This window comes from Rhodococcus sp. WAY2 (assembly GCF_009859915.1).
GTDB lineage: Bacteria > Actinomycetota > Actinomycetes > Mycobacteriales > Mycobacteriaceae > Rhodococcus_F > Rhodococcus_F oxybenzonivorans.
Window position 1 is genome coordinate 605,386 of record NZ_CP046573.1, and the last position, 21,624, is coordinate 627,009.

A 21,624-nucleotide genomic window follows, 5' to 3' on the forward strand; every position below is an offset into this window, starting at 1 on the left:
CAACTATGACGTCGGTGACCGGACCCGGCCGCCGGGGGTCTCCTCGATCAGCGGTGCACGCTGGCGGCCACTCCCGTGATGCGTTCCCTCAGCTTGCGCTTGAGGATCTTCCCGGTCGCGGTGTAAGGCAGCTCCTCGACGAACACCACCCGCCGCGGGCACTTGAAATGCGCGATCCGGGCACGCGCAAAGTCGATCAGTTCGGTTTCGTCGATGCTGTCCCCCACGGACACCACCACCGCGACGACCGTCTCCCCCCACTTCTCATCCGGGACACCGATCACGGCGACCTCCGACACCGCGGGGTGACGGTAGAGAACCTGCTCCACCTCGATCGGATAGACATTCTCTCCCCCGGAGATGATCATGTCCTTCTTCCGGTCCACCAAGGTGATGAAACCCTCGGCATCGGCGCGTCCGAGGTCGCCGGTGTGGAACCAGCCGCCCCGGGTGGCTTCGGCCGTCTCCGCGGGTCTGCCCCAGTACCCGGCGAAGATGTTCGGTCCGCGCAGCACCAGTTCGCCGACCTCACCGACCGCGACATCGTGATCGTCGTGATCGACGATTCGGACGTCGACGTGCATGAACGGTCTGCCCACCGAGCCGGCGTGCGAGACCACCGATTCCTCGTCGAGCAACAAGGTGTTCGGTGATGCCTCGGTCATCCCGAAGCCTTCCAGGAACATCCAGCCGCGCTGCTGATAGAACTCGATCACCGGAAGCGGGCAGGGGGCGCCGCCGCACAGCACGTACTGCATCGACGAGACGTCATAGGAGTCGAAGTCCGGCACCTTCGACAGCGCCGCCCACATCGCCGGGACCATGAACTGGGTGGTGGTGCGGTACCGCTGGATCAGGGCCAGGGTCCGGTCGGGATCGAACGCACGCACCGTGATCACCGTGCCACCGGCGTAGAGGATGGGCAGCACCGACAATCCGAGCGCACCGATGTGGAACATCGGCGCCACCGCGATGGTGACGGTCCCGTTCGTCAGCCCGCTCCCGACGGTCGCCATGTTGAACGCATTCCACTGCATGTTCGCGTGGGTGAGCATCGCACCCTTGGGGGTGCCGGTCGTACCGGAGGTGTACATGATCACGCAGGTGTCGTCCTGGCGGACGAGCGGGTCGGGGCCTCGCCGTCCCGCCGCGGTGAGCAAGTCGTCGAACGTCGAGACGGGCAGGCCGCCGACCTGGGCGCCGGCGGTTTCGACCACGATCCGTCGGACGCCGTGCCCGCCCCGCTCCACCGCGCCGGTGGCGAGGTCACGGAATCTGTTCGATACCGCGAGCACGGTGGCGCCCGAGTCGGCGAGGATGTAGCGAACCTCCTCTGCGCCGAGCCGGAAATTGACCGGGACCACGATCGCGCCGAGATTCGCCGCGCCGAAGAGCACGCGAACGAACTCGATGGAGTTTTCCATCAGGATCGCGACACGGTCCCCGCGGCGGACACCGAGTTCGTGCAGTGCGGCCGCCGTGGCCGACACGTCACGCTCGAGATCCGTATACGACACCGCCCGGCCGCTGTCGCCGTCGATCAATGCCGTCGCGTTCGGTCGGCGATGCGCGCGTCGAACGATCCAATCCCCGATTCCGCCTTGCATGTGTTCTCTCCTAGCGTCTTGGTTTCGTTGCCCGATCGCGGCGAGGTGCCGACTCAGCAGTGGGGTACCCATGCCGGTCGACGTCGTTCGGCGAATGACCGAATACCTTCTCTGCCTTCCTCGGAGTTGAAGTATTGCGCCGAAAGATCTTGCATTGCAGAGAGTTCCACGGCGATCGAGGGGGCCTCGGAGCGGAGCAGTCGCTTGGTTCCGGCCCACGCCTTCGGTCCGCTCAGTACCAGGGTCTCGACGAGGTGACCGATCTCGTCGTCGAGATCGTCGACCGGGACCACTGCGCTGAGCAAGCCGATGCTTGCCGCGTGATGTGCATCGAATGTCTCGGCGGACAGGAACAGACGGTAGAGCGCATGGGGCACAACTCGATGTCGGAGCGGGACCGAGATGACCGCGGGAACGACGCCGATCCGCACCTCGGTGAAGGCGAAGCTGACGGTGTCCACCGCCACCGCGAAATCGCAGGCAACGACCAGTCCGGTGCCGCCGGCGCGGGCCGGGCCGGCAAGACGGGCGACCACCGGTTTCGGTGAGGTCCACAACAACTCCAGCACCGCGGAGAAGTCGCGTGCAGCGGCACCGCGGCGCTCGGGTGCTTCCTTCAGATCCGCACCGGCGCAGAAGACCGGTCCGGTGTGGGTCAACACCACCGCCCGGACGTTGTCGTCGCGCACTGCGGTGGTCAGCTCGGCGAGCAGGTGGGCGCACAGGTCCGCGGACAACGCGTTGCGGTTGCCCGGGGAATCGAGGGTCACGGTGGCGACCCCGCCGGTGACGTCGCTGATCACCAGTGGCCGCTGACCGACCGTCTCCGCCGCCGTCATCGGCTTGCCTGGGGTGCGTCGAGCAACCGCTTGGCGATGATCTCGTTCATGATCTCGTTCGTTCCACCACCGATACCGAGGATGCGGGAATCGCGGTAGTGGCGTTCTACCTCGCTCTCGCGCATGTAACCCATCCCGCCGTGGATCTGCACCGCTTCATTGACCACGAAGTCGCAGGCTGCGACGGCGGTGTTCTTGGCCATCGCGACCTCGGCGTCAACCTTCTCCCCGGCCGCCCAGCGAGCGGTTACATCACGCACGTAGGTGCGTGCCACCAGCGTCTGCCGCTGCATCTCCGCGAGCTTGTGACGGATCACCTGCCGCTGCGCGAGCGGCACACCGAAGGTCGTGCGGACCGTCGCGTACTCCTTGCCCAGGGCGAGAGAGCGTTCGGCGGTTGCGACGGCCTGCACCGCGAGGGTGAGCCGCTCGGACTCGAAGCGTTGCATGATTTGCCGGAATCCGGTGTTCTCCTCGCCGATGAGGTTGCGGACGGGCACCCGCACCTCGTCGAAATGCAACTCGGCGGTGTCCGAGCACAACCAGCCCATCTTCTTCAGCCTGGTCGCGACGGTGAATCCGGGACGGTTGGACTCGACGACCAACAGGGAGACCCCGTGATGGCCGGGTCCGCCGGTCCGCGCAGCGACGGTGACGAAGTCGGCGCGGGTCCCCGAGGTGATGAACGTCTTTCCACCCGTGATCACGTACTCGTCACCGTCGCGCACCGCGCGGGTGGTGATGGATCCGACATCCGAGCCGGTCCCTGGCTCGGTCACACCCAGGGACGCGATCTTGGTGCCGGTGACGGCGGGACGGACGAACTCGTCGAGTTGCCACGGATCTCCGGCGGCGGCGATGTGAGATGCGCCGATGGTGTGGGAAAACAGCGCGGAGGTGACTCCGGTGCTGCCACCGGCGAGGATGATCTCCTCGTTGGCGACCATCAAATCGATGAAGTCGCCTTCACCGCCGGCCTTCTCGGGGAAGTCGAGGCCGAGAAGCCCGAGTGCACCGGCCTTCTCGTGCAACGATCGGGGCATCTCGCCCGCGTCTTCCCACGCCGGCAGGTTCGGCACTACTTCGCGAAGTGTGAAGCCGCGCACGGCCTCACGGAGGGCGCGACGCTCGTCGGTGTTCCAAAGGTCGTTCGCGGAGGTCATCGGGTCTCCAGGGGGTCGGTAGGACTGTCAGGATTTCAAGATGCGCGGTGCCGGTACTGGCCCGGATCCATCCATTACCGGGGGCTGCCACGCTGCACCGCGCGGTGAGCCCATCGGCGGTAGTAAAGCTCGCCGTTCCGGTGCGCGTCGTCGTGGAATTCGGCTCCGCACTAGTGGAATCTCTTCCATTACAGCTCGTGTTTGACATATTTGTCAAGTAAATCTGTGCGCTATTTCAGCAGATCGATCGGCATTTTGCCCGCAACATACGACTCGGCAGCGACCGTTAGTTGACATACCGATCTGTGAGACACGGGTTTGCGGCGCGGATATCGGTGCTATCGGTCGGCGCTGGCGCCGACTGTGCGCGTCAGCTCAGCCGTTCGAGGACCATCGCCATGCCCTGTCCGCCTCCGACGCACATGGTTTCGAGGCCGAACTGCTTGTCGTGGGTGGTCAGGTTGTTCAGCAGCGTGGCGGTGATGCGGGCACCGGTCATGCCGAACGGGTGACCGAGGGCGATGGCGCCGCCGGAGACGTTGAGCTTGTCCTCGTCGATGTTCAGCTCCCGCGCCGACCCGATCACCTGCACGGCGAACGCCTCGTTGATCTCGACGAGGTCGATGTCGGAGATGCCCAGTCCCGCGATGGCGAGGGCCCGCTTGGACGCCTCGATCGGGCCGAGACCCATGATCTCCGGCGACAGCCCGGACACCCCGGTGGACACGATCCGGGCGAGCGGGGTCAGCCCCAGCTCCTTGGCCTTGGTGTCGGACATGATCACCAGGGCGGCGGCGCCGTCGTTGAGCGGGCACGCGTTGCCGGCGGTGACGGTGCCGTCCGGCCGGAACACCGGCCTGAGCTGGCTGACCGCCTCATAGGTGGTGCCGGCGCGGGGGCCGTCGTCGGTGGACACGACGGTGCCGTCGGGCAGGGTCACCGGGGTGATCTCCCGCTCGAAGAAACCACTGTTGATGGCCTCCTCCGCGCGGTTCTGCGAGCGCACCGCCCACCGGTCCTGCTCCTCGCGGGTGATGCCGGTGATCTGGGCGACGTTCTCCGCGGTCTGGCCCATCGCGATGTAGGTGTCCGGGACCAGGCCCTCCTCGCGGGGGTCGACCCACTGCTGCCCGCCCTGGGCCAGCTTCTCGGTGCGGGCCTGCGCGTCGGCGTAGAGCGGGTTCTGGGTGTCGGGCAGCGAGTCGGAGCTGCCCGCGGTGAACCGGGACACCGTCTCGACACCGGCGGAAATGAACACATCACCCTCACCGGCCTTGATCGCGTGCAATGCCATCCGGGTGGTCTGCAAAGACGAGGAACAGTAACGGGTGATGGTGGTGCCGGGAATGAAGTCGTAACCCAACTGCACGGCAACGTTGCGGCCCATGTTGAAGCCCTGCTCACCGCCGGGCAGCCCGCAACCCAAAATCAGGTCGTTGATGTCGGTGGGATCGAGGGCGGGAACCTTGTCCAGTGCCGCCTGCACCATCTGCGCCGCCAGGTCGTCCGGGCGCATGCCCTTGAGCGATCCCTTCATGGCGCGACCGATCGGGGAACGGGCGATGGAAACAATGACGGCTTCAACCATGGTTTACTCCTGCGTCGGTAGAGCCGAGACGGCTCTGGATCCGGGATGGCCCGCATGTTGTGCTCTGTAGCGGCACATTTCTTTCGCACTTCGTATCGCCGGGCCGGCTCGCACCGGCGTCCGTGTTGCCGCGGCCGCGTCAGGCGCAGTAGCCGGTCGTCGCGGCGCGGCCGACGACGAGCTTGGAGACCATCGCACGCGAGGACAGCCGCAACAGCGCGTCGACGAGTTCGACGAGGTCGTCGACCTGGATCATCGATTCGGGCGGTATCTTGTCGTGAATCCAGGTGGCCATGTCGGTGTCGACAAACGCCGGTGCGATGGCCGTGGCGGTGATTCCGTTGCCCGCCTCTTCGGCGTTGAGGGTTTCGATCATGGAGATCAGGGCGGCTTTCGTTGCCCCGTACACCGCCAGGCCCGCCTCGGCGTAGACCCCGGTGATCGACGCCAGCGCAACTACCTTGACGCCGCGCTCGGGATCGGCGGTTGCCGCGGCGCACAGCAGTGGCAGCGCCCGCTGCACCAGGGTCAACGGTGCCCGCAGGTTGATGTCGATGGTCTTGTCGAACCGTCGCATCGAGTACTCGGCGATTGTTCCGCTGGCCCCGAATCCTGCATTGAGTACCAATGCGTTGAGGGTGCCGAATTGGTCGGCGTGCAGGTCGATCATTTTGTGCACGGTGTGTTGGTCTGCCATGTCGCCGGCAACGACGACCACGTCCTCGGCGCCCAGTCGCAGGAGATCTTCGGCGACGGCGGCGAGTCGGTGGGAATCCCGCGCGCTGATCGTGAGTGCGTATCCCTGCTCGGCGAGCCGGGTGGCGATGCCCAATCCGATGCCGCGGGTGGCGCCGGTGACCAGGGCGGTTTTGCTCATCGGTTTCATCCTTTCAACGCTCGCAGCCCTGCCGTGATGAAGTCCGGGACCGACTCGCCGGCTCTGTCGAAGCCGTCTCCGACGGTCGCGCCGACGAGGTAGCGGTGATTGATACCTTCGGCGATGACGGCGAGTTTGAAGTTCGCCAGGGCCAGGTAGAAGTTCCAGTTCTTCAGTTCCCTGCCCGAGGTGGTCGTGTACCAGTGTGCGAGGTCGTCGACCGAGGGCAGGCGTTCGCTGGTCCATGCCGCGGGTTCGCCGATGACCAGGTCGAACGCCGGATTGCGGTAGACGCACATCAAGGCGACGTCGGTGAGCGGATCACCGAGTGCGGACATTTCCCAGTCGACGACGGCGGCCACCCGGCTCGTCTGGCCGGGCGCCAGGATGGTGTTGTCGATCCGGTAGTCGCCGTGCACGATCGACGCCTCCGAGTGCGCGGGAATCGACTCGGCGAGTGCGGCGTGCAGTCGGTCGAGATCGGCGGAGTCTGCGGTCTTGACTCGGGCCCATTGCTTGGCCCACAGGGCGACCTGACGGGTCACGTACCCGTCCGGCCGGCCGAACGAGGCGAGTCCGGCGGCCTGGTAGTCCACGTTGTGCAGGGCGCCGAGGACGCGGACCAGTTCCCGGGTGCAGTCGTGAATGTCCTGGTCGGTGAGGTCGGCCAGGTCGGTTTTGGTCCGGATGACGCGTCCGCTGACGTGTTCGACGACGGTGAACGACGCGCCCATCACGGAGTCGTCTTCACAGAGGGCGACGGTGCGCGCGACGGGGACTGCGGTGTCTTGCAGGGCGGAGGTGATCCGGTACTCCCGGGCCACATCGTGGGCGGTGGGGGTCAGTCCCGCGGTGGGCGGTCGGCGCAGCACCCATCGGGAGGTGTGGTCGGAGATGGCGTAGGTGAGGTTGGATTTTCCGCCGGATATCAGCTCGGCCCGCAGCGGGCCGTCCAGTTCCACGCCGGAATCGGCCAGAAACCTTTCGAGCGCAATCAGATCCAGGCCTCGATGCTCGGTCACGGTCACGGACGGGCCTCCCGTGCTGCCTTCTTCGCCGCACCGATGACCCGTTTGGCGAGGGACCACCGGTGCACCTCGGAGGCTCCGTCGTAGATGCGGAAGCCGCGTACCTCGCGGGAGAGCCGGGCGAGGGGAAGGTCCCCGGACACGCCCAGTCCCCCGCACATCTGCACGGACCTGTCGACGATGCGGAAGACAGCCTCCGCGGCAAACGTTTTGGCGATCGACGTCGCGTTGCTCGCGTGCCCGCCCTGGTCGAGTTCCCAGCACGCCTGGGTCAGCAGCGCCCGGGTGGCGGCGATGTCGATTTCGTTGTCGGCGACCATCTGCTGGATCATGCCGAGGTCGCCGAGTTTGCCACCGAAACCGTCCCGTTGCGCGACGTGCGCCACGGCGACATCATGGGCCCGGCGGGCGGCGCCCAGCCAGCGCATCACGTGGGTCATGCGGGCGGGGCCGAGTCGGACCTGGGCGTAGGCGAAGCCCTGGTCGGCCTCGCCGAGTACGGCGCTGTCGGGGAGGAACAGGTCCTCGAAGAACATCTCGCAGTGGCCGCCGATCAGGGCCCGGTCGAGGGTGTCGATGTGTCGACCGACCTTCAGCCCGGGCACATCGGCCGGGGTGATGAACATCGTGGCGCCGCCGCGGTCGCCCGGCTGCCCGGACGTGCGCGCGAAGATGATGAAGATGCCCGCTCCGTCGGCTCCGGTGATGAAGTATTTGTGGCCGTTGATCTTCCAGCCGCCCGGAACCTTCTCGGCGCGGGTGGTCAGCGCCGTCGGGTCCGAGCCGGCACCGGGCGACGGTTCGGTCATCGCGAATGCCGACCGCATGTCTCCGTGGGCGAGCGGGGCGAGGAACTGTTCCTTCTGCTCGTCGTTGGCGATGTGCGCGAGCATGTGGACGTTGCCCTCGTCCGGGGCGGCGATGTTGGTCGCGACCGGACCGAACAGTGAGTAACCGGTCTCCTCGAACACCGGTGCCCGGTCGGTCATGTTCAGCCCCAGGCCGCCGAACTCGACCGGCGCGTGCGGGGCGAAGATTCCTGCTTCTTTCGCCGCTCGCTGCAGTTCCACCCGAAGACCGTCACCGCCCGCCGACATGATGTCCCCGCCGTGCTCATCCTCGATGGGCAGCACCACCTCACGGGTGAATGCGCGGGTCTTCTCGACCAGGGCGGTCACCTCGGGCGTATACGTTAGATCGATCGCCACAACTACCTCTCTCGGTGGTCGTTTGCCCGCCGCGGAGCGGGCCGACCAGCACTGTCTTGATTCGTTTGGTCTGCCGCGGGCAGGTTCTCGGTGCCGGTGATCGTGGTCTCGATCATCTGCGGGGTTCTTCGGCTGTGACGAGTTCGGCGGGTGCATGCCCGTCTGTGTGCAGGAGGGCGGTGGGGATGTCGAGGTGTTTCGCTCGCACATACTCCCCCAACCCTTTCCCCTGGGAGTCGAGGTCGAGGTTTGCTGCCACCCCGCGCCCGAGCAGTCCGACGATGGTCACTCCGCATGCGCGCAGATGGGGAAGCTCCCACATCCGCACTGGGCAGTGCGTGGCCTCGGGGATCAGTGCGCGCACAGCGTCTTCGGTCCACCACGAGCGCAGCCAGCGGTGCTCGGCGTCGGTGCGTGCCCAGACGCCCAAGGTGGCGTTGCCGGCCTTGTCGCCCGAGCGTGTTCCGAACACCGTGCCCAACGGTTGCCGGACTGTCGGGCCCTGCGCCGGCTCCGGGGCGGGGGGTGTCGGTTCGGCAATGGCCGGTGCGGCGGCGGCCTGGGGTGCGGGAGGAACGCTGACCGAGGTTCCGTCGAGGGTGATGCGCTGGGGGAAGGAGTGGGCGGGCATCAGTGTCGGCCAGAACACGCTGATCTCGCTGCCGGGCGTGGGCGGGGAGGTGAAGTACAGTCCGGGGTAGCTCGCCAGCCCGGTTTCGATGGCCACGCGGGGAAACGCCGCGGTCTTTTCCCGGGAGGGATCGGTGACCGCGATGGTCAGCAAGGCGACCGCCTCGTTCATCGTCGCGGGATCGGATCGGTCGGCGCGGAGCAGGCGGACGGTGACGTGCTGGAAGGAGTCCTTTCCGCCGGGAATCGCCGTCCACAGGGCCTGCTGGGCGAGGTCGGCCTTCGCCTGAATGTTCGTTCCGGTCAGGACGAAGGTCATCTCGTTGCGCCAGCCACCGGAGACGAGGGCACCGACCTTGACGTTCGGCGGTGCCGGCTCACCGCGCACTGCCGAGATCCGGACGCGGTCGGTGTCGAGCTGGTCGAGGCGGACGGTGTCGAGGCGGGCGATCACGTCCGGATTCGCATACCGGGGTCCGTCGATCTCGTAGAGCAACTGGGCGGTGACCGTTTCCACGGTGACCGCCCCACCGGTGCCCGGGTGCTTGGTGATGACCGACGAGCCGTCGGCGTCGATCTCCGCGATGGGGAATCCGAGACGGTCCATGCCCGGTATTTCGGAGAAGAACGAGAAGTTCCCTCCGGTCGCCTGGGCTCCGCATTCGATCACGTGTCCGGCGACGACGGCCCCGGCCAGTGCGTCCCAGTCGGTTCGGGGCCAGCCGAAGTGCCAGGCCGCCGGGCCGAGGATGATCGCGGCGTCGGTGACGCGACCGGTGATGACGACATCGGCACCGCCATCGAGGGCTTCCTTGATTCCCCACCCACCGAGGTAGGCGCTGACGACGTCGGGGTCCTGTCCGGCTTCCGAGAACGGCTGGCCGGTGTCGAGGTGGGGCGCGTCCCATCCGGTGCGGCGGGCGGCGGCGAAGGCTTGGGTGGCGTCGTCACCGTCGACGACGGCCACCCGTACCGTCCGGCCGAGGCGTTCGGCGATGTCGACGATCTGCGCGGCGCAGCCGTGCGGGTTGAGGCCACCGGCGTTCGATACGATTTTGATTTTCCGGTCGAGGCAGGTTTCGAGCACCTCGTCGAGCTGTTGGACGAAGGTGCGGGCGAAACCGGTGTCGGCGTTGCGTTTGCGCTGTTTGACCAGCACTCCCATGGTCAGCTCCGCGAGCCAGTCCCCGGTGAGGACGTCGATGGAGCCTCCGTGGACCATCTCTCGTGCCGCCGACAGGCGGTCGCCGAAAAATCCCGAACAGTTCGCTATCCGAAGCGGTGCGGTGCTCATGAGGGGTCTCCTGCCGCGAGGGTGATCAGGACGGTGTGCGCGTCGACGTATTGGCCGACCGAGACGTGGATCTTCTCGACCGTTCCGTCGACCGCGGCGGTGGCCGGGTGTTCCATCTTCATCGCCTCGATCACGGCGAGCTTTTGGCCTGCGGTGACCGTGTCACCGACCTCGACGGCGATGTTGACCACGGTGCCGGGGATCTCGTTGACCGGGCCGAGGGCGGCGGCGGTGAGATCGCCGGGGTCGGGCAGCCGCGGCTGCGGTTGCCAGCCGGACTGGCTGCTGGCGTCGTTGACCCAGACGGACCCGTCGGAATACGTCCGGACCGTGCAGGGGTAGTCGACGCCGTCGTAGTGCACCCGCACGCTGTCGGTGCCGAGGTCGCGGAGGGTGAAGTCGTGGACCGCGCCGTCGATGGTCAGGGCGAGGTCGGTCTCTCCCGACCAGCCGCCGAGCCGGTAGTCGACCTGCAACGCCATCTCGTCGCCGGTCCGGTGCCAGGTGGCGTGGGTCATCAGGCGGGTGGCCAGCGGCCGGAACCCGGGCCGGGCGTGTCCGCGCATCGGGTCGGTGTCTCTGCGCCGGGCGGTCGAGACCGCGATGGCGGCGGCCAGGTGCACCGGCCAGGCCGTGGCCATCGGTGGATCGAGCAGGTCCGGGTGGTGGTCGAGGAAGTCGGTGCGGGTGGCGCCGGCGAGGTAGTCCGGGTCCCGCAGCAGGGCCGCGAGGAACGCGCGGTTGGTTCGCACGCCGTGCACCTGCGTACCGTCGAGTGCGGCGGCCAGGGCGAACGCCGCCTCCGAGCGGGTGTCGGCGTGGGAGATGATTTTGGCGATCATCGGGTCGTAGAACGGTGAGATGGTCGCCGGGGTGGCGATGCCGTCCTCGTAGCGGATCCCGGTCCGCTCTGGGTGCGTGTAGTGATGAAGGTCGCCGGGGGTGGGTAGATAGTCGGCCGCGGGATCCTCTGCGTAGAGCCGGACCTCGATCGCGTGGCCGCTGATGGTCACGTCGTTCTGATCGAACCCGAGGCGCTCACCGCGTGCCACCCGCAGCTGCAAAGCGACCAGGTCCAACCCTGTGACCTCTTCGGTGACGGGATGTTCGACCTGCAAGCGGGTGTTCATTTCCAGGAAGTAGAAGCCGCCGGTGGTGTCGTCGAAGAGGTATTCCACGGTGCCGGCGCCGAGGTAGCCGAGCTCGCGGACCAGGGACACCGCGGTCGCGCCCATTCTCTCGCGCACCTCAGGTGTGATCACCGGCGAGGGTGCCTCTTCGAGGACCTTCTGGTGCCGGCGCTGGACCGAACACTCACGCTCGCCGAGATGCACCGCGTTGCCGTGCTTGTCGCCGAACACCTGGATCTCGATGTGCCGGGAGGAGGTCAGGTAACGCTCGAGGAACACCGTGGAGTTGCCGAAGAGATTCGCCCCCTCACGGCGAGCGGCTGCGACCGCGTCCACCAGCTCGTCGGGGTGCTCGACCAGGCGCATGCCCTTGCCGCCGCCGCCGGCGACGGCCTTGACCAGCAACGGGAACCCGACCTCGGCCGCGGCGGTTTTCCAGGTATCGGCGTCGTCGCCGGTGATGACCGCGTCCGGCAGGACCGGCACGTCGGCCTTACGGGCCCACTCCTTGGCCCGGTCCTTCAGACCCATCTCCCGGATCGAGTCCGGGCTCGGTCCGACGAAGACGATCCCGGCGGCCTCGCAGGCCTCAGCGAATTCGGCGTTCTCGGAAAGGAATCCGTAGCCGGGATGGATGGCGTCGGCGCCGGTGCGGCGGGCGGCATCGAGGATCTTCTCCCACACCAGATACGACTCGGCGCTGGTGGCACCGCCGATCGGGACGGCGAAGTCGGCGTCGGTGACGTGCGGGGACCGGGCGTCGGGGACGGAATACACCGATACCGTGCGGATTCCCAGGGCGCGGGCGGTGCGGATGACCCGTCGCGCGATTTCGCCACGGTTGGCGATGAGCAGGGTGCTGATCGAAGTGTTGTTCACCAGGTTCTCACAATCGGAAGGTAGCGAACCGGGAGGTGCCGGTCACCGGTGCGGAATGGGTGGCGGAGAGGGCGAGGCCGAGCACGGCGCGGGTGTCACGAGGATCGATCACACCGTCGTCCCATACCCGCCCGGTGGCGTAGATCGCACCGGACTGGCTGTCGATCATGTCCTCGATCTCGCGGCGGACCCGGGCATCGTCGGTATCACTGAACGCCGCGCCGGACCGCTGCGCCGCGGACTTGCGGATGATCGACATGACCCCGCCGAGCTGGGCGCCCCCCATGACGGCGATGCGGTGATTGGGCCAGGTGAAGACGAACCGTGGATCGTAGGCGCGCCCGGACATCGCATAATTGCCCGCACCGTACGACGCGCCGATCATCAAAGTCAGGTGCGGGACAGTGGAATTGGAGACCGCATTGATCAGCTTCGCACCGTCCTTGATGATTCCGCCGCGTTCGGCCGCGGAGCCCACCATGAAGCCGGTGATGTTCTGGACGAACACCAGCGGAATGTCCCGGGCGTTGGCGAGTTGGATGAAGTGCGCCCCCTTGTTCGCCTCGTCGGAGAACAGGATGCCGTTGTTGGCGAGAATGCCGATCGGATATCCGGCGATCGAACCCCATCCGGTCACCAGCTGGGTGCCGTACAGCGGTTTGAACTCGTCGAAGCGCGAGCCGTCGAGCACGCGGGCGAGAATCTCCCGCACCTCGACGGGCCGCTTGGCGTCGGCGGCCGCGCACGCGAGCAAATCGTCCGGATCGTGGACCGGGGGGTCGGCCGGAAGCGACGGCCCCGGTCCGGCCTTGGTCCACTGCAGGTCCGAGACGATCTGCCGGCCCAGACGCAGCGCGTCCCGTTCATCTTCGGCCAGGTAGTCCGCCAAACCCGACACCCGAGCGTGCATCTCCGCACCACCGAGCGACTCGTCGTCGATGTCCTCGTTGATCGCCATCTTCACCAGCGGCGGGCCACCGAGATACACCGACGCGGCCTGCTTGACCAACACCGTGTACTGGCTCATTCCCGGCAGATACGCGCCACCGGCGGTGGAACTACCGAATACCAGGGAGATCGTCGGGATCCCCGCGGCAGTGAGGCGGGTGAGTTCACGGAAGGTCCGCCCGCCGGGCACGAAGATATCGGCCTGCCGGGGAAGGTCCGCCCCGCCGGATTCGACGAGCGTGATCACGGGCAACCGGTTGCGCTCGGCGATATCGAGGGCACGCAACTGCTTCGCCACGGCGTCGGGGTTGAGCGAACCGCCCTTCACCGTCGACTGATTGGCGATAATCATGCACTCCACACCGCTGACCGGGCCGATACCGGTAATCAGTCGGCCACCCGGCTGCTCGGCCGGGTCGTGCGCGCCCGCGTAGCAGGACAATTCGAGGAACGGGGCGTCCTCGTCGAGGAGCAGATCGACGCGCTCGCGCGCCAGCAGCTTGCCGCGTGAGCGGTGGCGCTCGACGGCCTTGTCTCCACCCGCATCGAGCACCCGGTCCGCGAGGGACTCGAGTGGTTCGAGAGCGTCGAGCATCGCCCGGCGATCGAGCCCGAACTGCTCGGACCCGGTATCGAATCGTGTGGACAGGACAGTCATAGGTACACCTCGATCAGCTTTGTGGAATTCGTGCGGTGAGGCAGTCACGGCGACACATGCGCGGCAACGAAGGCGACACTCCGCCACCCGTACCGCTGCCGGTGGCCAGGGCGCGGGTGAACGCATCCAGGGCACGCCTTGGCGTGACATCGTGCATCGGGTCGAGCCGTCGGTGTGAGACAAGGCTGTGAAGAACCCGACCCTGCCGCATGTGACCTTCACCATGTAACGCTCAGGTGATTGACTTGTCAAGTTCTCGATTGGGGCCCTGGGCAGGCAAGAGAGTGTATATATAGGCCGCAGTTTCCCATATCCCTTGACACAAGTTGACACAAATATCGATACCTGGCTCCGGCCTCGGAGTGGCCCGGAGGGCCCTGCGTTCGCAGCCCGCGCCGAGTGCCGCTCCGCCTCGGGTGGCGCCGAACCCAACTGGGGGATCGCGCAGATCGGGAGCATTTGACCTGCGGCGGAACCCGAATCCATGGAATCCGTCGCCGCGCCCGGAGGCATGCACGGGGTGCCGGCAGCGGGACTGGTCGAACACACCTCGCCGAGCGTGACAGCGCCGCGATCGAGACCGTTATCGCTCCACACAACGGGCGCGCCGCGGACGGGGTACGGACCCTCGCCCGTAACACCCGGCGTCTCGCGCCCAGTGAGACGAATTCTGTCTCACCAGAAGACCCATCCCGCGTTGACTTCGAAAAGGAATGCATGCGATCGTGATCGGCGTCACAAACCAATGCACTGCCAGCGGCTGGAGCAACGGTTGGCGCTGAGCGGCACTCTGCTTTTCGCGACCGCAGAGGCAAGAGCCCACCACATCGAACGCTTCCCGGCCAACGCGCAGACGGTGCATTTACCCTTCGTAAGCTCGGCCGCGGCCCATTGCGGCCGAGTACGGGGAGGTTTCTCACTGAACCAGCTCAGTGCGCCTCATACCTGCGGTCACGCCGGGCAATTCAGCCACGAAATCAATTCGGGCTGGACTGAGCACCTACAGACATAACCAGTCTTCCCAACATCCACCGAGCCCCTGCAAGGAGACACAGTGGTAATTCGACGCTCCTCGAAAATACTCATCGCGATAGGGGTGCTGTTACTTCTAGCGGCGGCCGCAATTCGGTTCGTCGCTGTTCCCATCGCGACGAAGCTTCCCGGCGATCTCGACAGCACGGCCCACTACGAAGGCACCGCCGATCTGCTCAACCCTGAAGCACTTCAGGTCGGTGACCTCGCCAACGCGATCGCAACCGGAGTGCCCATCACCATCGATCGGCATGTGTATGTGTCGAGCACATCCGGCGATACCGCGATCATGCACGACGACACGACGGTGCACACCCCCGCCGGGTCCATTCCCAACAACCACACGTACGCCCTGAACAGGTCGACATTGGACAGCGCGCCGTCTACCGACCCGTCCGTGGAATCGCATTCGGGTCTGACGATCTCGCTTCCGCTGCACCCCTCCCCCTCGTCCGACTATCGGTACTACGACTCCGCCACCCGAACGACGGTCCCGATGGTGTTCGTCGACAACGGAGAGGTCGCCGGACGGACCACCTACAACTACACCGTCTCGGCCCGGGGGGCGCTGCAAGACCCCGCCGTAGCCGAAACACTCCCGAAATCCCTTCCGAAATCGCTGCTCAGCTCCCTGACGCCGCTGTTGCCTGAGCAGACTCGTGCCAGCGTGACCAGCGCACTCGAGCAGCTTTCAGATCCGGTACCGCTGACATACGACGCCGACACTCAGGCAACCCTCGCTGCGGACACGGTCACCGGCGCACCGGTCGACGGCTCTCTCAAACAGAAGATCATTGCCAACATCGATCTCAACGGGCGCTCCGTCCCGCTGATGCCGGTGATGTCGATCGACGCCACGCTCACCCAGGGCTCGGTTGCAGATGCGGCCGCTGCAGCGGCCTCCGCGAGCACGATGCTCTCGCTTTTCGAAATGTACATTCCCCTCGGTCTGCTCGTCATCGGCGCAGCGTGCATTGTGTTGGGCGTTGTTCGCCGACGGCCGACACCGCTGGCAGATGTGGAACCCGCCGAGGAGGAAGTAGCCGCTCGTACGTGAGCTCGACGACGCAGCACCGGAGAGCGACGGATCGGCGTGATGTCCGTACGGATGTCACTTCGCGCATGAGGACGAGATGAACGACCAAGAACAACGCATGATCGAGTACGCAAGCCAGTGGATGAGCTACGGCGGCGGCGATGATGAGATCCTGGCGGAGTTCGGGCTCACTCCCGAACAGTTCTACCGCCGATTACTCCACCTGGTGTCCACTCCACGGGTCGGCGGCCCGAACGCAAAGGCCCGTGGGCAGTTGGGCCGATTTTCCTCGAAGAAGGTAGCTGCTTACGCGACCTTGCGTACCGCGCCGATCCGGCGGTAAGGAGCCGCGCCAGTCGAAATCGAGGGGAATCCCGCATCATTCGCGATCTGGTCACCGTCACCGAAGCCCCCGCGATCCGGGGACGTCGGCGGTAACCCATCGATGAGGACGAGCACGGCGCTTGGGCGGTGCAGGAAGCTCACCGAACACCCTGCTAACCGGATGTTCCGCCGGCAAGCTTCCGTTCGCCAGTGCGACTCGATCCCGGTGCATTGAGAAGCACCGGGACCGAGTGCTACATCGACCAAGCGCAGCCACACCCGGTCCGTCCCTTGCAAGTTCCTCCCGGTGCAACGCCACGCGTATGCGCGACATCCCTGTGCCGCCGGCTCGGTCAATGGCGTAGTTACCACCGGCCGGCCGCCGCAACCTGTTCTCCCAACCTGCTAGAGGTCGAGGGAACCGCGCCGGATTTCCCGAGCTCGTGCTTCCGAGCGCCACAATGACCGCCCAGTTCTCTACACCTAAAATACGTTCGCTGAGTGAACGTTTGGATGTACGGTGTCCCGAACCGCGAGCACTGTGACTTAGTCTTAGACCGAACACAGTTCGGGCGCGGCAGGTACTCACGCGTACAGCTGTCTTGACGTGTATGTCCCCGTTTGCCGCGGGTCTGGTGGTGGCTGGAGGATCACTGCCGTGCACTGTCCACGCCAAGCGAACCAGTCCCCCCAGGGGAAGTTCGGACGGTCGGGTTTGGACAGCTGCGCCGACATGTAGCCGTCCGGCGTGTAGAAGATCAGGCCGCGCGGCTCATTTCCCAGCGACTCGGACGGATCGGACCCATCCACCGGAATCTCCTGATACGACAACCGTTTCCACGCACCGATCAGCGGTCACGCAAACCCTCAGTCACTACTGCCTCCAGCGATCGATAGGGTCTTTGTGGGCGGCCCCCGGTTGGCCCCACTCGGAACTTCCCGGGCCACGAACTCCACTGGCAGTGGCGACGACCAGTGGCCGAAGACCCGACAAACACCTGTTAACTTCAAGCACCGCGGCAGCGCCGGTTCCGAGTCGCCGGTGTCCTCATCGGGTGCGCGGGAGGACGGTGAGCACCCGCTCGATGTGGTCGCGGAACTCCCGCATGTACCCGCGCAGGAACTGCGCGGTCGACTCGTCGGAGATCGTGCCGTCGTCGCCGTAGATCTCCGGCTTGAACGTGATGTATGCCTCCGGGGCGGTCATCTGCCGCGCGTTGGTGAAGCTCAACACCGCGCGCAGACTCTGCTGCCCCACCGCCGTGCCGATCGCGCCCGGGGAGGCGCCGATGACGGCCGCGGGCAGGTGGTCGAACGAATTCTGGCCCCACGGGCGGGATGCCCAGTCGATCGCGTTCTTCAACGCCCCCGGGATCGACCGATTGAACTCCGGGGTGACGAACAAGATCGCATCCACCGCGGCGATCGCCTCCTTCAACGCCCGCCCCTCGGGCGGGTAGTCGGCGTCGTAGTCCTGGCTGTAGAGCGGCAGATTCCCGATGGGGATCTCGACGAACTCCAGATCGTCCGGGGCGAGGTTAATCAGCGCGGTGGCCAGGATCCGGTTGATCGAGGTGGAGGACAGACTTCCGACGATGTAACCGACCGTGTAGGTGCTCACCGGTGTTCCCTTCGCGCGGTAGGCGGGTTCCCTCCATCATCCGTGTTCGGTAGGCCGCTTCGCCGGCGATCGACCAATCCGCGCGCCCGAACTTCGTCATGCCATCGAGAACGCGACGCGATCCGGTTCGCGGGCCGACTCGGCCCAGGGCGACGGGTTGGTCATCGCCGGCGAGGATCCGAAACGGTTCGCTGGATCGTGGGCGCGATCTGAGGTGACGGTCACGAACCGTGAAGGTGAGCGGCGTGATTCACCGGAGAACGCGGAGAACCCCGTCCTTTCCGATTATCCGTCTCCGCGTCTCCGCGTCTCCGCGCTGCCCAACGACCCCGGCCGACGGCCATGAACTTCGCACGACACCACCTCGCGCTGATCGTCGACGACGAACTCAAGTCCCGTGGCGAGGTCCTGGCCAGGCTGCTGAAGACTCATCGTCCGCAGCCATCGCGACATGTTGCCGGGTCGGGCCAGCCGGCACCGACAATATGATGCACTGAATTATCACATGCCGCTCCGTTCCCCGCGGAGAACGAAGCCGGGTCTGGTGGATTCAACTGAAATGCATTCGCTGAACGGGATTGGAGACATTTGCGGCATCGGCGTCCTTCAAACTTTCTTTTCCGTCAGGACCGTCCGATCGGTGTTATCGAGCTTATGCTTGTTGGCACTTCCCTGGACCGTCTCGTTCATCTCCGCAGCGAAACTCGATACCTTCGCATATCTCGACGACCGGATCGATGAACAGCAACCCCAGAAAACAGGTACCGACATACGCCGAACTACGCATGTGCAGCCTCGGCAGAGCACCCCACAATTGTCACGTCCAATTTTCCAAACACGGCCGAACCGGAAGGAGGCCGCCGGACACAGCTTCCGAACAACAAAATCCACTCGCAGTCACGCAGGCAGCACACCCGCGCAGACAGGCAACATATTTGTCCCCCTTTGAGGGACCAGTGCTGCACCCCAGAAGCCGCTCCACCACTGGTGCGAGTCCGGGGAGAGTCCGTCCGTACGATGGCACCGTCATACGGGCGGGCCACTCCAGGGCAACCGGAGATTCCCAGATGAGAAGTGGTCGAACCACGAAGACAAGCACTGGCAGTGGAATCGCTGCGCCGAAACCCCTCGCTATGCCCGAGTCCACTGCCAGGTGGACCGGAAATGAACGTACAACGCCCCCTTCGTCGTGCCCGCTGCCCGAGCATTTCGACGAGACTGGCGCCCTCGAACCCGGACCTGTCGAACATCTTCCGCTGCCCCGCGGACGATCTGCGCACGGGTCACCGCCACCCGTTGCTGTTGCTGTTGCTGTTGCTGTTGCTGTTGCTGTTGCTGTTGCTGTTGCTGTTGCTGTTGCTGTTGCTGTTGCAGCATCTACCGCACCTTCCGTGCCCCTTTGCGCGCGACTGCGGCGTGCGCGACGCTGCCACCGGCACCGGTACGCTTCACCTCCGGAAAACCTGCGTCCACCTGCACAGCCGCCGACACCCGCTCACACGAAAAAAACAGACCACCGTGCCGCTTCTTCGGTGGGCGCCGTCGCGGCTCCGGTGTGTCACTACCGGTGGTCACGCCGGTACTGCTCGGCGATCTCGCCTGCATCCCGCGCCAGCCAAGTCAGCTCCCCCACCTCATCCCCAGGTAACAGCAGATCTCACATTCAACCGCAACACCCGCACCGGCGAGGAACAGACCGGCAGTCCGACCTCGAACATCCATCCACATCCACCACAGGGCACTGTGCCCCACACGCCGAGAATCTCTCTGCGCCCGGGCGGGCGGAGTTCGGGAGGATCGTTACCAGGCGAGTCGATCGGTCAGACACCGAATCCGCGCCGCCGGGACCAACGCCCGCAGTCGAATGCGCCCTTCGGGGGGGAACACTCACGTTCTCCGACGGCCGCCAATCGTAAATACCGCCCACAGAGAAAGTAATGCGGCCTGGGTCACATTCGGCGATCGGGGCGAGCAGCGGATCTACCCTTTCCTCGCGCCGGAACACGAAGAAGCAGGTCCACAAGCCCCGGGGCCAGCCAAATCCCCACTGGCTAGAAGCGATTGGCGCAACCGTTCCGCCGAGATCCGTAGATCGGGGCGAAACTGCACATGAGACACACGTCCGGGGAGTCGTCGGCGACTCCAATTACCCGGGTACACCACCGCGGCCCCGCACCGCCCGACCGAAGCGCGCCCTCTCGGATACACACCGCGTGCCGAGCGCGGTCACGGCTCAACGCGGCGGGTACCTGGTGTATGTCCCGGCGAGGCCCGGCCGGAGCGGACTTCACACCGACCGGGCCGCTTCGGCTCACCTGCACGGCGATCAGCGTAGTTCGGGCGCCTCTGGCGCGTACGTCACTAGAGCCACAATTGTTCCAGAGTCCGCGACTTCCCATCCGCGTGCGCGGATCTCGCATCGACAACCGGCAAGCAACCACCGCACACACTCCCGGCGCCCACCGACGTCATCCGACGCAGATCAGTACACCCACGACCGCCACGGCGACCAGCGAGGCGCCGCAGCAGAGCAGCCACGCCCTCGTTGCCAGCTGCCGCCACCGATCACCCTGCTTATCCGCATCCGCAACGGCGACCGAGCCCACCGGATTGGGATGGGACGCCCGGGGCTCGGCAAGGAGGCGGGCCTTCGCGTCCACTCGTGCCGCCACACCGAACGAGACGGGGACCACCAGAAGCGCCACCACCAGCAGGCCAACCATGAGGATTACGCCCGTCCCGAACATCATCGTCCCTTCCACCGCACCAGGGCACGTCACATTGCCGCGCGTTGATCACCGGCCGCATGGAGCCACGGGCACAATCACGCCCCCGGTCAGCTCTATCGCCGAACTGCCACCTCGTGTTTCACCCGCCGGCATCGGCGCAGCACCATTGCGTCGCGGGCCTACACGCCGGGCATCGGGAACTTCCACACCGCGACCACAACCACGCCCATGATCAGCCCGGCGTACAGAACAGTGCCAACCACGCCGACCCGCACCGTATTCAGCAGACGTGAGCCCAGGTTCTCGGTATTCCGTGCCATGACAACTCTTCTTTCACTACAGATAGTTTGACTGCCCCGACGATGACGGCGCACCAGCTATCTTGGACCGCCCGCGACACCTACACATCGGCCGAAATGCCTACAGTCATACCCTAAATCGGGTCTGGACGTTTAAGTCTGGATCTGGCGCTCAAGACTTGAGATCGCACTTACTGGTCGGTTATCGAGTGGTGCGGAAATTGTGCGGTGGTATGGATCACACACCCTGGACTTGCGGTATCCGGCTCATAAAGTCGGTGATGCGCTGCTCGTTACGACGTGCAGGTTGTCCGTGTAGCGCCCCTGCCACCGATGACACCTCCGACGGCGGTGCCGGCGGACCGGGTGGGGTAGGTGTGTGCCGTGGGATCATCGGCCAGCATCCGGGCGACAGCATTCTCGTCCGGGCACGGCCGATATTGCACACCAGCGACATCGGGGTTCGAGGCGAGGACTCGGCGAACTGCGGGTCTCGACCGCGTGGACATACCCTAGGCATGAAGACGGGTATGCCTACCGGCCGTTCTACCGTCGCCCGATGAAGATCACCCGAGGAGTGTGGGAGTCGAACAACTCCCGAACAATGCACGTCGAGGCCCCGATGCACTATCAGCGCCACCGCACTCAACTCCCCCACTCCCCTCCCCACACCCGACGCCTGCACCATCCGCCGCTGCGACCAGACGACCCTCGCCGCCGACGCACGGTTCGGT

Annotated in this window: 16 protein-coding genes and 1 pseudogene; 2 read left to right on the forward strand and 15 right to left on the reverse strand. The window is 65.8% G+C overall.

Annotation, left to right across the window (positions count from 1 at the left end; all coding sequences use genetic code 11):
* Positions 1–47: 47 nt before the first annotated feature.
* The 10 genes from GFS60_RS32860 to GFS60_RS32905 all read right to left on the reverse strand — a co-directional run bounded on the left by GFS60_RS32860 (position 48) and on the right by GFS60_RS32905 (position 13,849).
* Positions 48–1,607 (reverse strand): acyl-CoA synthetase, encoded by a 1,560-nt coding sequence (locus tag GFS60_RS32860; RefSeq protein ID WP_159928505.1) that lies wholly within the window; start codon positions 1,605–1,607, stop codon positions 48–50.
* A gap of 53 nt (positions 1,608–1,660) precedes the next feature.
* On the reverse strand, positions 1,661–2,446 hold the full coding sequence (locus GFS60_RS32865) for an enoyl-CoA hydratase-related protein (protein ID WP_159928507.1): 786 nt from the start codon (positions 2,444–2,446) through the stop codon (positions 1,661–1,663).
* Positions 2,443–3,609: an acyl-CoA dehydrogenase family protein gene (locus tag GFS60_RS32870; protein ID WP_159928509.1), complete on the reverse strand. Its 1,167-nt coding sequence runs from the start codon at positions 3,607–3,609 to the stop codon at positions 2,443–2,445. Before GFS60_RS32870 ends, GFS60_RS32865 begins: the two co-directional genes overlap by 4 nt.
* Positions 3,610–3,979: 370 nt before the next feature.
* A complete protein-coding gene (locus GFS60_RS32875; RefSeq protein ID WP_159928511.1) occupies positions 3,980–5,197 on the reverse strand; it encodes an acetyl-CoA C-acetyltransferase in 1,218 nt (405 codons plus the stop codon).
* Positions 5,198–5,336: 139 nt separating this feature from the next.
* Positions 5,337–6,074 carry an SDR family NAD(P)-dependent oxidoreductase gene (locus GFS60_RS32880; protein ID WP_159928513.1) on the reverse strand — a complete coding sequence of 246 codons (738 nt, stop codon included), beginning with the start codon at positions 6,072–6,074 and terminating at the stop codon, positions 5,337–5,339.
* Between the two features lie 5 nt (positions 6,075–6,079).
* Positions 6,080–7,096: a phosphotransferase family protein gene (locus tag GFS60_RS32885; RefSeq protein ID WP_159929110.1), complete on the reverse strand. Its 1,017-nt coding sequence runs from the start codon at positions 7,094–7,096 to the stop codon at positions 6,080–6,082.
* A 2-nt stretch (positions 7,097–7,098) separates the two neighbouring features.
* Positions 7,099–8,310 (reverse strand): acyl-CoA dehydrogenase family protein, encoded by a 1,212-nt coding sequence (locus GFS60_RS32890; protein WP_159928515.1) that lies wholly within the window; start codon positions 8,308–8,310, stop codon positions 7,099–7,101.
* 112 nt (positions 8,311–8,422) lie between these two features.
* Positions 8,423–10,234 (reverse strand): acyclic terpene utilization AtuA family protein, encoded by a 1,812-nt coding sequence (locus GFS60_RS32895; RefSeq protein ID WP_159928517.1) that lies wholly within the window; start codon positions 10,232–10,234, stop codon positions 8,423–8,425.
* Entirely contained in the window at positions 10,231–12,243 is a 2,013-nt protein-coding gene (locus tag GFS60_RS32900; protein WP_159928519.1) for an ATP-binding protein, read from the reverse strand. The genes GFS60_RS32895 and GFS60_RS32900 overlap by 4 nt, the downstream gene beginning before the upstream one ends.
* A gap of 7 nt (positions 12,244–12,250) precedes the next feature.
* Positions 12,251–13,849 carry an acyl-CoA carboxylase subunit beta gene (locus GFS60_RS32905; protein WP_159928521.1) on the reverse strand — a complete coding sequence of 533 codons (1,599 nt, stop codon included), beginning with the start codon at positions 13,847–13,849 and terminating at the stop codon, positions 12,251–12,253.
* Positions 13,850–14,903: 1,054 nt separating this feature from the next.
* On the opposite strand from GFS60_RS32905, the gene GFS60_RS32910 reads away from it, so the two are divergent.
* Positions 14,904–15,938 (forward strand): porin PorA family protein, encoded by a 1,035-nt coding sequence (locus GFS60_RS32910; protein WP_236603618.1) that lies wholly within the window; start codon positions 14,904–14,906, stop codon positions 15,936–15,938.
* A 76-nt stretch (positions 15,939–16,014) separates the two neighbouring features.
* Positions 16,015–16,260 carry a DUF3263 domain-containing protein gene (locus GFS60_RS32915; protein ID WP_159928523.1) on the forward strand — a complete coding sequence of 82 codons (246 nt, stop codon included), beginning with the start codon at positions 16,015–16,017 and terminating at the stop codon, positions 16,258–16,260.
* 566 nt (positions 16,261–16,826) lie between these two features.
* Here the strand turns inward: GFS60_RS32915 and GFS60_RS32920 are convergent.
* From GFS60_RS32920 to GFS60_RS38780, 5 genes and pseudogenes are all read right to left on the reverse strand, one after another.
* The gene (locus GFS60_RS32920) at positions 16,827–17,093 is read right to left on the reverse strand and encodes a lipocalin-like domain-containing protein (protein ID WP_159929112.1); all 267 of its coding nucleotides are present in this window, start codon (positions 17,091–17,093) and stop codon (positions 16,827–16,829) included.
* Positions 17,094–17,289: 196 nt separating this feature from the next.
* Positions 17,290–17,862: an NADPH-dependent FMN reductase gene (locus GFS60_RS32925; RefSeq protein WP_159928525.1), complete on the reverse strand. Its 573-nt coding sequence runs from the start codon at positions 17,860–17,862 to the stop codon at positions 17,290–17,292.
* Between the two features lie 1,155 nt (positions 17,863–19,017).
* Positions 19,018–19,155: pseudogene (locus tag GFS60_RS40455) on the reverse strand (TetR family transcriptional regulator); the annotation flags it as partial.
* Between the two features lie 1,175 nt (positions 19,156–20,330).
* Positions 20,331–20,612 (reverse strand): hypothetical protein, encoded by a 282-nt coding sequence (locus GFS60_RS32935; RefSeq protein WP_159928529.1) that lies wholly within the window; start codon positions 20,610–20,612, stop codon positions 20,331–20,333.
* A 158-nt stretch (positions 20,613–20,770) separates the two neighbouring features.
* Positions 20,771–20,911, reverse strand: coding sequence for a hypothetical protein (locus GFS60_RS38780; RefSeq protein ID WP_201453690.1), 141 nt, complete (start codon positions 20,909–20,911; stop codon positions 20,771–20,773).
* Between the last annotated feature and the right edge of the window lie 713 nt (positions 20,912–21,624).

What these genes read in the sequence shown, in the direction of transcription:
- GFS60_RS32860 (WP_159928505.1), bottom strand. Translation starts at nt 1,607, where the DNA reads ATGCAAGGCGGAATCGGGGATTGGATCGTTCGACGCGCGCATCGCCGA.
- GFS60_RS32865 (WP_159928507.1), bottom strand. Translation starts at nt 2,446, where the DNA reads ATGACGGCGGCGGAGACGGTCGGTCAGCGGCCACTGGTGATCAGCGAC.
- GFS60_RS32870 (WP_159928509.1), bottom strand. Translation starts at nt 3,609, where the DNA reads ATGACCTCCGCGAACGACCTTTGGAACACCGACGAGCGTCGCGCCCTC.
- GFS60_RS32875 (WP_159928511.1), bottom strand. Translation starts at nt 5,197, where the DNA reads ATGGTTGAAGCCGTCATTGTTTCCATCGCCCGTTCCCCGATCGGTCGC.
- GFS60_RS32880 (WP_159928513.1), bottom strand. Translation starts at nt 6,074, where the DNA reads ATGAGCAAAACCGCCCTGGTCACCGGCGCCACCCGCGGCATCGGATTG.
- GFS60_RS32895 (WP_159928517.1), bottom strand. Translation starts at nt 10,234, where the DNA reads ATGAGCACCGCACCGCTTCGGATAGCGAACTGTTCGGGATTTTTCGGC.
- GFS60_RS32905 (WP_159928521.1), bottom strand. Translation starts at nt 13,849, where the DNA reads ATGACTGTCCTGTCCACACGATTCGATACCGGGTCCGAGCAGTTCGGG.
- GFS60_RS32915 (WP_159928523.1), top strand. Translation starts at nt 16,015, where the DNA reads ATGAACGACCAAGAACAACGCATGATCGAGTACGCAAGCCAGTGGATG.
- GFS60_RS32935 (WP_159928529.1), bottom strand. Translation starts at nt 20,612, where the DNA reads ATGATGTTCGGGACGGGCGTAATCCTCATGGTTGGCCTGCTGGTGGTG.
- GFS60_RS38780 (WP_201453690.1), bottom strand. Translation starts at nt 20,911, where the DNA reads ATGGCACGGAATACCGAGAACCTGGGCTCACGTCTGCTGAATACGGTG.